The organism is Viridibacillus sp. NPDC096237, assembly GCF_050278625.1.
Lineage (GTDB): Bacteria > Bacillota > Bacilli > Bacillales_A > Planococcaceae > Viridibacillus.
The window spans coordinates 78960-89624 of record NZ_JBNNTI010000002.1 but is presented as its reverse complement, the minus strand read 5'-3'; the positions used below and the strand labels follow the sequence as shown (position 1 = coordinate 89624).

9 protein-coding genes are annotated in these 10665 nt (G+C 39.3%); 8 read left to right on the top strand and 1 reads right to left on the bottom strand.

The annotated features are described in order from the left end of the window. The first annotated feature begins 1539 nt into the window (after positions 1-1539). Positions 1540-2100 (top strand): DNA-directed RNA polymerase subunit delta, encoded by a 561-nt coding sequence (gene rpoE / locus ACQKMD_RS03295; RefSeq protein ID WP_427749627.1) that lies wholly within the window; start codon positions 1540-1542, stop codon positions 2098-2100. Between the two features lie 152 nt (positions 2101-2252). Further along, a complete protein-coding gene (locus ACQKMD_RS03290; RefSeq protein ID WP_427749441.1) occupies positions 2253-3845 on the top strand; it encodes a CTP synthase in 1593 nt (530 codons plus the stop codon). Between the two features lie 281 nt (positions 3846-4126). Here the strand turns inward: ACQKMD_RS03290 and ACQKMD_RS03285 are convergent, their stop codons facing one another. After that, positions 4127-4645, bottom strand: coding sequence for a DUF2529 family protein (locus ACQKMD_RS03285; RefSeq protein WP_427749439.1), 519 nt, complete (start codon positions 4643-4645; stop codon positions 4127-4129). Between the two features lie 140 nt (positions 4646-4785). Here ACQKMD_RS03285 and ACQKMD_RS03280 point away from each other — a divergent pair, with 140 nt between their 5' ends. The 6 genes from ACQKMD_RS03280 (at position 4786) to rho (ending at position 10642) form a co-directional block, all read left to right on the top strand. Continuing rightward, positions 4786-5145: a response regulator gene (locus ACQKMD_RS03280; RefSeq protein ID WP_038180081.1), complete on the top strand. Its 360-nt coding sequence runs from the start codon at positions 4786-4788 to the stop codon at positions 5143-5145. 97 nt (positions 5146-5242) lie between these two features. Beyond that, a complete protein-coding gene (locus tag ACQKMD_RS03275) occupies positions 5243-6097 on the top strand; it encodes a class II fructose-bisphosphate aldolase (RefSeq protein ID WP_427749438.1) in 855 nt (284 codons plus the stop codon). A gap of 82 nt (positions 6098-6179) precedes the next feature. Then, the gene (gene fsa / locus ACQKMD_RS03270; RefSeq protein WP_038180078.1) at positions 6180-6827 is read left to right on the top strand and encodes a fructose-6-phosphate aldolase; all 648 of its coding nucleotides are present in this window, start codon (positions 6180-6182) and stop codon (positions 6825-6827) included. Positions 6828-6863: 36 nt separating this feature from the next. Further along, positions 6864-8150: a UDP-N-acetylglucosamine 1-carboxyvinyltransferase gene (locus tag ACQKMD_RS03265; protein WP_427749436.1), complete on the top strand. Its 1287-nt coding sequence runs from the start codon at positions 6864-6866 to the stop codon at positions 8148-8150. A gap of 102 nt (positions 8151-8252) precedes the next feature. Continuing rightward, positions 8253-9221, top strand: coding sequence for a class II fructose-bisphosphatase (gene glpX / locus ACQKMD_RS03260; protein WP_427731604.1), 969 nt, complete (start codon positions 8253-8255; stop codon positions 9219-9221). Between the two features lie 137 nt (positions 9222-9358). Beyond that, positions 9359-10642 carry a transcription termination factor Rho gene (gene rho / locus ACQKMD_RS03255; RefSeq protein ID WP_427749625.1) on the top strand — a complete coding sequence of 428 codons (1284 nt, stop codon included), beginning with the start codon at positions 9359-9361 and terminating at the stop codon, positions 10640-10642. Positions 10643-10665: the final 23 nt, after the last annotated feature.

The window sequence follows — 10665 nt, the reverse complement described above, 5'->3', positions numbered from 1 at the left end:
AAGCACTGGAAGGCTCGAATCAAGGCGTTTTATGCCTTGACCGAGAGACTGAAGTGACCTCGAGGGGCTGGCCGCTGAAGCTGGATATGTAACTAAATGCTGAAGCGGCCTCGTTCAGCGGAACACAGTCTAAGAACGCCACGTCCTGTGGCAACGACTGTGTGACCCGCATTGTGCGGGCCCGAAGCTGGATATGTAACTAAATGCTGAAGCGGCCCGTTCAGCCCCGACAAGCACTGGAAGGCTCGAATCAAGGCGTTTTATGCCTTGACCGAGAGACTGAAGTGACCTCGAGGGGCTGGCCGCTGAAGCTGGATATGTAACTAAATTCTAAAGCGGCCCGTTCAGTGGAACACAGCCTAAGTTCGCCACGTCCTGTGGCAACGACTGCGTGACCCGCATCGTGCGGGCCTGAAGCTGGATATGTAACTAAATGCTGAAGGCGCTCGTTCAGCGGAACACAGCCTAAGAGCGCCACGTCCTGTGGCAATGGCTGCGTGACCCGCATCGTGCGGGCCCGAAGCTGGATATGTAACTAAATGCTGAAGGTGCTCGTTCAGCGGAACACAGCCTAAGAGCGCCACGTCCTGTGGCAACGACTGCGTGACCCGCATCGTGCGGGCCTGAAGCTGGATATGTAACTAAATGCTGAAGCGGCCCGTTTAGTGGAAGATAGCCTAAGAGCGCCACGTCCTGTGGCAATGGCTATCTGACCCACGTCCTGTGGGCCTCCGACAAGCACTGGACAAAGGAACACAGTCTAAGAACGTCACGTCCTGTGGCAACGACTGCGTGACCCGCATCGTGCGGGCCTGAAGCTGGATATGTAACTAAATGTTGAAGGCGCTCGTTCAGCGGAACACAGTCTAAGAACGCCACGTCCTGTGGCAACGGCTATCTGACCCACATCCTGTGGGCCTCCGACAAGCACTGGACAAAGGAACACAGCCTAAGTTCGCCACGTCCTGTGGCAACGGCTATCGACCCACATCCTGTGGGCCTTCGACAAGCACTGGACAAAGGAACACAGTCTAAGAACGCCACGTCCTGTGGCAATGGCTGCGTGACCCGCATCGTGCGGGCCTGAAGCTGGATATGTGATTAAATGCTGAGAACGCCCGTCAAGTGGAAAATAGCCTAAGTTCGCCACGTCCTGTGGCAACGGCTATCTGACCCACATCCTGTTGGCCCAAGCTCATAAGAGATAAAAATTACTCAAAAAATAAAAAATGGAGGAACTAATCATTTCATTAGCCCCTTCATTTTTATTTTTTGTATAATAAGGAGTAAAACAAATTTTAAGGAGTTCTTGTTTATATGAAAAGCCTATTACATTGTCTATTTATCATAATTTGCCTGGTACTTATATTCTTTTTGTATAACAAGCAATTAGGGGCCATCCCCATCCTTATTTTTTCCATATATCTTTTTGTTTATGGGTATCGACAATTGAGAAATCAAAAAAAGAATAATTGATTGTGGCGTAATCAAAGAAAGATTGTATATAATGGATATTATGTTTATGTATTAAGAAGGGACGTGCACGATTTGAACTTTCGTGAAATGACAAAAGAACAACTATCAGAAGAATCGTTTATCGATTTAGCATACGGAATTTTAGTTTCAAAAAAACAACCATTAACTTTCCCAGAACTGATGAAAGAAATCCAAGGAATAAACGGTTGCACTGATGCAGAAATAAAAGAACGCTTATTACAATTTTATACAGACCTTAACATTGAAGGTCGTTTTATTGTGCTAGGTGAAAACCGCTGGGGACTTCGCGAGTGGTATGCAATCGAACAAATCGAAGAAGAAACAGCACCAACAGTAAAAGTCCGCAAGAAAAAAGCTAAAGCTGTAATTGACGATGAAGATGAACTTGAAGAAGATGAAGAATTAGACTTCGATGAAAACTTCGATGAATTCGTTGAAGATCCAACTGATGATGATGATGATGATGATGATGAAGAGGAAGAATTCGAAGATGTAACAATCGATGATATCGATGAAGACCTTGATGAAGACTTGCTTGAAGAAGAAGATGAATTTGAAATTGACGAAGAAGATGATGAGTTAGAAGAAGAGGAAGAAGAATAATTTCTTGACTTCTAGCTGAGTTCCATATAATCTTTTACTTGGGCTCCTTAAAAGGAGAATGACCGTATAATTTATACGCTCCCCCTGCATATTATGCGGGAGGAGCGTTTTTTATTTTTTTATAAGTGTTTAATTTAAAGGAGGAATTGGCTTTGACCAAATATATTTTCGTAACAGGCGGGGTTGTATCATCGCTTGGTAAAGGTATTACAGCTGCATCACTTGGACGTTTACTAAAGAACCGTGGATTAGAAGTAACAATCCAAAAATTTGACCCATACATCAATCTGGACCCAGGTACAATGAGTCCGTACCAACACGGGGAAGTTTTCGTAACAGATGATGGCGCAGAGGCAGATTTAGATTTAGGTCACTATGAACGTTTCATCGATATTAACTTAGGAAAACACAGTACAGTAACATCTGGACGTGTTTACTCTTCTGTATTGAGAAAAGAACGTCGTGGAGATTATAACGGTGGAACTGTACAAGTTATTCCACATATTACAAACGAAATTAAAGAACGTATCCAACGTGCAGGTCGTGAAACAAGCGCAGATGTGGTTATTACAGAAGTAGGCGGAACAGTAGGTGATATCGAATCGCTACCATTCCTAGAAGCTATTCGTCAAATGAAATCAGATCTTGGTGGGGAAAACGTAATGTACATTCACTGTACTTTAATTCCTTACATCAAAGCAGCTGGTGAATTAAAAACAAAGCCAACACAACACTCTGTAAAAGAATTGCGTTCTTTAGGTATTCAACCAACTCTTCTTGTAGTACGTACAGAACAAGAAGTACCACAAGAAATGAAAGAAAAATTAGCATTATTCTGTGACGTAAAAGCAAGCAACGTTATCGAATGTCAAGATGCAAAACATTTATATGAAGTACCATTAAACCTACAAGCACAAGGTATGGATGATATCGTTCTAGAACACTTCGGTATCACTGCACCACAAGCAGATATGGTAGAATGGACTGCATTAGTAGATCGCGTATTAAACTTATCTAAAACAGTGAAAATTGCACTTGTTGGGAAATACGTTGAATTACAAGATGCTTATTTATCAGTAGTTGAGGCGTTAAAACACGCTGGTTACCCAGTAGATGCAGATATTAATGTAGACTGGATCAATTCTGAAGACATTACAGCTGAAAACGTTGAAGAATTATTGAAAAATGCAGATGGTATCCTTGTACCAGGTGGCTTTGGTGACCGTGGTGTTGAAGGTAAAATCATAGCAACTCAATATGCACGTGAAAATAACGTACCATTCTTAGGTATTTGCCTAGGTATGCAATTAGCAACTGTTGAATTTGCACGTAACGTTCTAGACTTAGAAGGCGCGCACTCATCAGAACTTGATGCAGACACTAAATACCCTATTATCGATCTTTTACCAGAACAAAAAGACGTGGAAGATTTAGGTGGAACTCTTCGTTTAGGTCTTTTCCCATGTAAATTAAAATCAGATTCTAAAGCTATGGAAGCTTATAGTGAAGAAATTATTTACGAACGTCACCGTCATCGCTATGAATTCAATAATGAATACCGTGAAGCATTCGAAGCAGCAGGATTCGTTTTCTCAGGTACAAGCCCAGACGGCCGTTTAGTTGAAATTGTTGAATTACCAGAGAACAAATTCTTCGTGGCATCTCAATTCCACCCAGAATTTATCTCACGTCCGAACCGCCCACAACCGCTATTTAGAGAATTCATCGCAGCAGCGGTTAAATAAATGCTGATTTAGCGTGGCAAAACTTGAATATCATTGTAAGGCTCAAATTGAAAATGATTTACCAAATTCAATTGAGTAATTAGCATAGGTTGTTTGAGAGCTCAAAAAACTAAGCTTTATACAAAGAGACTACTCTGCATGATTATAAGAGTAGTCTCTTTTTTGTAGAAAATAAATAAATTAGACCATACTATAACAATAATAAACATTCAGACATCTAGAAAACAAAAAAACTACTCCAAGAACCTAGAGAGTAGTCTTAAAAAAGAGTGGTATAATTACTAATCATTTGATAGCATTTCGTCGTAAGACATTTTCATAGCTTCATACACAAACAAAGCAGCGAAACTATATGGCAGTACAATACGTTCACCGGCATCATTTGGCAATAATCCATTTTTGATGCCCAAAGATACATAGGTGTAAGCTAAATCAGCCATCTCACCACTATCCTCAGCTTTTTCACTTGCTACTACAGCAAATGGAATGAATAAATCAAATAATGAACGTGCTAAATCGAGAGCCTGTGGATTGTTTGCGTGACGAGTGAAAATACATACACGGTCTGTTGATACTAATTTTGTATCCTTAGACCAAGGTTTTAATTTTGTAAAAGGTTCTGCACTATACAAAGCATTATTTTCAATTGCTTGCATTTCATCAAAACAAGCAAAATATACAGTTCCTTCGGCGATACCTGCTTGCGCTAATAATCGTGCAGTTTCTTCTATTGCATCCTCTTGACTAGTCGAAATTCTTTGTAAGAGACCGCCAAGCTGTGTCGACAACATTTTCAACATAATATTCACCTCACGGCTTTTATTATAATAAGTGTTCATATTAAATGCAAAATAGAATTATTTTAATGTATTAAAAGGGAAAATGAGGTATATTATCGAATAATACGTACGGGGGAATAAAAAAAGGGAGTATGGTAAAGTTGAAAAAAATACTTATTGTAGACGACCAACAAGGAATTCGCTTGCTACTCAATGAGGTGTTTAAGAAGGAAGGCTATGAAACATATCTAGCAGCTAACGGTCTTGAAGCCTTGCAATATATAGATAAAATAATGATGGATTGTGTATTATTAGATATGAAAATCCCTGGAATGGATGGGATTGAAATTCTAAAACGTATAAATAAGCAATTGCCTGACCTACCTGTACTTATGATGACAGCATATGGTGAATTGGATTTGATTAAAGAAGCTGAGGCACTCGGTGCAAAGCACTACTTTACTAAACCATTCGACATTTACGAAGTGCGAGACGTGGTCAATAAAATATTGAAAGATTAAGGGTGAGCAGTGGTCAACCATGTATGTTTTTGATATTATGAGTTATGATATTAAATAACATTAATACCGTGCTTCATACTAGAGGAGGAATTTTGTAATGGCTTTGGTTTCCATGAAAGAAATGTTGATTAAAGGTAAAAAAGAAGGTTATGCAGTTGGTCAATTCAACATTAATAACCTTGAATTCACTCAAGCTATTTTACTTGCTGCACAAGAAGAAAACTCACCAGTAATTTTAGGTGTTTCAGAAGGTGCTGGGAAATACATGGGAGGATTTATTGCCGTAGTACACATGGTAAAAGGCCTGATCGAAAGCTACAAGATTACAGTTCCAGTAGCAATTCACTTAGACCACGGTTCAAGCTTCGAAAAATGTAAAGAAGCGATTGATGCTGGTTTTACATCAGTTATGATTGATGCTTCACACCATTCATTTGAAGAAAATATTGAAATCACTTCTAAAGTGGTTCAATATGCACATGCTAAAGATGTTTCTGTAGAAGCAGAACTTGGCACAGTTGGTGGCGATGAAGATGGTGTAATTGGTGGTATTATGTATGCAGATCCACAAGAATGTAAAAAACTTGTTGAAGCTACAAATATTGATTGCCTAGCACCTGCATTAGGTTCAGTTCATGGTCCTTATCAAGGTGAGCCAAACCTAGGTTTTAAAGAAATGGAAGAAATCTCAAAATTAGCTGACTTACCATTAGTATTACACGGTGGTACGGGTATTCCTTTAAAAGATATTCAACGTTCAATCTCTTTAGGAACAGCTAAAATAAACGTTAATACTGAAAACCAAATCGCAGCTACTAAAGCGGTTCGTGAAGTACTAGCAAATGACACAAAAGTATATGATCCACGTAAATATTTAATTCCAGCTCGTGATGCTATTAAAGCGACAGTTATTGGCAAAATACACGAATTCGGTAGTGCTCAAAAAGCATAATTAATTAGATGATAACAGGAGAAGTGTTCGGTTATATTAATCCGTCCTTCTCCTATTTTCCATCGTCCAGGGGGATATAATAATGAAATTTTTTATCGATACAGCTAACTTTGAAGAAATAAAAGAAGCGCATTCTTGGGGAATTATCTCAGGTGTAACAACAAATCCATCATTAGTGGCAAAGGAACAAAACATTTCATTCCACGATCGTCTACGCGAAATCGCAGAGTTAGTTGACGGTTCTATTAGTGGAGAAGTAATTTCATTAGATGCAGAAGGTATGATTAAAGAAGGTCTTGAACTTGCTGCAATCGCACCAAATATCACAGTGAAATTACCAATGACACCAGCAGGTTTAACGGCTTGCTCTACACTATCAAAAAAAGGTATTAAAACAAACGTAACATTAATCTTTAGTGCAAACCAAGCACTATTAGCGGCTCGTGCTGGAGCAACTTACGTATCTCCATTCTTAGGTCGACTAGATGATCTTGGTCAAGATGGTATTGAGTTAGTACGCCAAATCGCTGAAATCTTCGCAATTCATGAAATCCCTACGCAAATTATTGCGGCTTCTATTCGTCACCCACAACATATTACAGAAGCGGCTCTTGCTGGTGCGCATATTTCCACAACTCCATTTAAAGTTTTAGCTCAATTATTCAAACATCCTTTAACTGATAAAGGAATTGAAGGTTTCTTAGCGGATTGGAATAAGAAAAACGGTTAATAATAATAGAAATATCCGAAGATGAAGGAGATTTACATGGACGTTTATAAAATTAACGGCGACAAGCGTTTGCAAGGTACAATTAAAGTAAACGGTGCTAAAAATAGTGCTGTGGCCTTAATTCCAGCATCCATATTGGCTAATTCACCCGTCACAATCGAAGGCTTACCAGAAATTCTAGACGTTACAACATTGAAAGCCTTGCTTGAAGAAATTGGTGGAGAAGTACAATTTTCTGATGGTCATATGGTCATAGATCCGCGAGGAATGGTCGATATGCCTTTACCAAATGGCAATGTCAAAAAACTTCGCGCTTCTTACTATATGATGGGAGCGATGTTAGGACGTTTTAAAAAGGCTGTTATTGGTTTACCAGGTGGTTGTCATTTAGGACCACGCCCAATTGATCAACATATTAAAGGATTTGAAGCATTAGGTGCTAAGGTAACAAATGAGCATGGTGCAATCTATTTACGAGCAGATGAGTTAGTAGGCGCTAAAATCTATTTAGATGTTAGCAGTGTAGGTGCTACAATTAATATCATGCTTGCTGCAGTAAAAGCAAAGGGACGTACAGTCATTGAAAATGCTGCAAAAGAACCTGAAATTATTGATGTTGCCACGTTACTAACGAACATGGGAGCTAAGATTAAAGGTGCAGGTACGAACGTTATTCGAATTGATGGCGTTGAAGAGTTACATGGTACAAATCATACAATTATTCCAGATCGTATAGAAGCTGGTACATTTATGATCATGGCCGCAGCAATTGGTGATGGTATTATAATCGATAATGTAATTCCATTACACGTAGAAGCTGTAACAGCAAAACTGCGTGAAATGGGTGTCAAAATCATTGAGGAAGAAGAGCGAATCATCATACCTAAAGTTGAAAAACTTCAGGCAGTTGATGTGAAAACTCTTGTATATCCAGGATTCCCAACGGATTTACAACAACCCTTTACAGTATTACTAACACAAGCGCAAGGTTCATCAGTTGTGACAGATACAATCTATTCTGCCCGTTTTAAACATATCGATGAAATAGCGCGCATGGGGGCAAATGGTAAAGTGGAAGGGCGTACAGCCATCATTAATGGTTCGACTAGACTAGAAGCTGCTACAGTTACTGCTACAGATTTACGAGCAGGTGCAGCATTGGTTATTGCAGGCTTATTAGCCAAAGGTGAAACAGAAATCCATGACATTTTCCATATAGAAAGAGGCTATAGTTCATTGGTTCCGAAGCTACTTGCTCTGGGTGCAGATATTCGCCGTGAAACGCTACCTTCAGAACATGAAAATATAGCAACAAAAAGATAAAACTGAAAAAAAGTCGCACAGAATTATCTGTGTGCTACAATAGATTTAGTTTTAAAGGATTCCAACCATTTATGGGCTGGAAAGCGGGAGGAACAGTTAAAAATGAAACGCAGTTTATCAATGGAAGTAGTACGTGTTACAGAAGCAGCAGCAATTGCCTCAGCAAGATGGATGGGCCGAGGATTGAAAATGGAAGCAGATGACGCGGCAACAACAGCAATGCGTCAAGTATTTGACTCCATTCCTATGCAAGGAACAGTCGTAATCGGTGAAGGTGAAATGGACGAAGCACCAATGTTATATATTGGTGAACAATTAGGTCATGATGAAAATGGCCCTCATGTCGATATCGCCGTAGATCCTCTAGAAGGTACGAATATAGTAGCAGCTGGTAGCGGGAACGCACTAACTGTATTAGCAATCGCTGATCGCGGAAACTTACTTCATGCACCTGATATGTACATGGAAAAGATCGCAGTAGGTCCAGAAGCAGCAGGGAAGATTGATATTAATGCACCAGTAATTGATAACTTACGTGCAGTGGCTAAAGCGAAAAACAAAGATATTGAAGACGTAGTAGCGACTCTATTAAATCGTGATCGTCACCAACATATTGTTGATCAAATTCGTGAAGCTGGCGCTCGTATTAAATTTATATCTGATGGAGATGTAGCAGCAGCAATTAACACAGCGTTTGATGAAACAGGTGTAGATATTCTATTTGGAATGGGTGGAGCTCCTGAAGGTGTAATTGCCGCAGTAGCATTAAAATGTCTTGGTGGAGAATTCCAAGGTAAATTAATTCCATCAAATGATGAAGAAATTGAACGTTGCAAAAAGATGGGTATCGAAGTTAACAAAGTATTATATATGGATGACCTTGTTAAAGGTGATGATGCAATCTTCGCCGCAACAGGTGTTACAGATGGAGAGTTACTAAAAGGTGTTCAATTTAAAGGTGGACACTGTACAACTGAATCGGTTGTTATGCGTGCTAAATCTGGTACTGTTCGTTTCATCGAAGGACGCCATAGCTTAACTAAAAAACCAAATCTATTTATGGAATATTAAACTTCAATATTAATTGCCCGGCAATTGCCGGGCTTCTTCTCAAAGTACATTTCATTCATTTACTCGCAATTCTCACACATCTATGTTGACCAAATTCATCTATACAAAAAAACTTATATAAGAGTGGTGCTATGTCTATGACGACAATGACAATTTCTCAGCTTGAAGATATGAAACTGAAAGATTTGTATGCCCTTGCGAGAGATTATAAAATTTCATACTATAGTAAGCTGACAAAAAAAGAATTAATTTTTGCTATTTTAAAATCAAGAGCAGAACAAGAAGGCTATTTCTTCATGGAAGGTGTCCTTGAGATTATTCAACAAGAGGGCTTTGGTTTCTTAAGACCTATAAATTATTCACCAAGCTCTGAAGATATTTATATCTCAGCATCACAAATCCGTCGATTTAGTCTACGTAATGGTGATAAAGTAACGGGGAAAGTGCGCCCGCCAAAAGAAAATGAGCGCTATTATGGTTTATTACATGTAGAAGCAGTAAATGGAGAAGATCCTGAAACTGCAAAAGAACGTGTACATTTCCCGGCATTGACACCGCTATATCCGGATCGTCATATTAAACTTGAAACAACACCAACAAAATTATCTACACGTATTATGGATTTAGTGGCACCAGTAGGCTTTGGTCAACGTGGACTTATTGTGGCTCCTCCAAAAGCGGGTAAAACATTACTTTTAAAAGAAGTTGCAAATGCGATTACCGAGAAATATCCTGAATCTGAACTTATTGTACTGTTAATAGATGAACGTCCTGAGGAAGTAACGGATATTGAACGCTCAGTAGCGGCAGACGTAGTTAGCTCAACGTTTGATGAATTGCCTGAAAATCACGTCAAAGTGGCAGAGTTAGTATTAGAACGTGCTATGCGATTAGTAGAGCATAAGCGTGATGTTATTATTTTAATGGACTCTATTACCCGACTTGCACGTGCATATAACCTTGTTATACCTCCAAGTGGACGAACTTTATCAGGTGGTATTGATCCAGCTGCATTCCACCGTCCTAAACGTTTCTTCGGTGCGGCGCGTAATATTGAAGAAGGCGGTAGTTTAACCATATTAGCTACTGCATTAATCGATACAGGCTCTCGTATGGATGAAGTAATTTACGAAGAATTCAAAGGGACAGGTAACTTAGAGCTTCATTTAGATCGTAGTTTAGCAGAACGTCGTATCTTCCCAGCTATTGATATTCGTCGTTCAGGAACTCGTAAGGAAGAATTACTAATTCCAAAAGACCAACTTGATAAACTGTGGGCGATTCGTAAAACATTCTCAGATTCCTCCGATTTTGCGGAACGATTCCTTAAAAAATTACGTCAAACAAAAACGAATGATGAGTTTTTTGAACAGCTAAATTCAGATATGAAGGCTGCTCGAAACGGTAAAGGGTTACTGTAAAAGTAAAGTTATTTTCTACTATA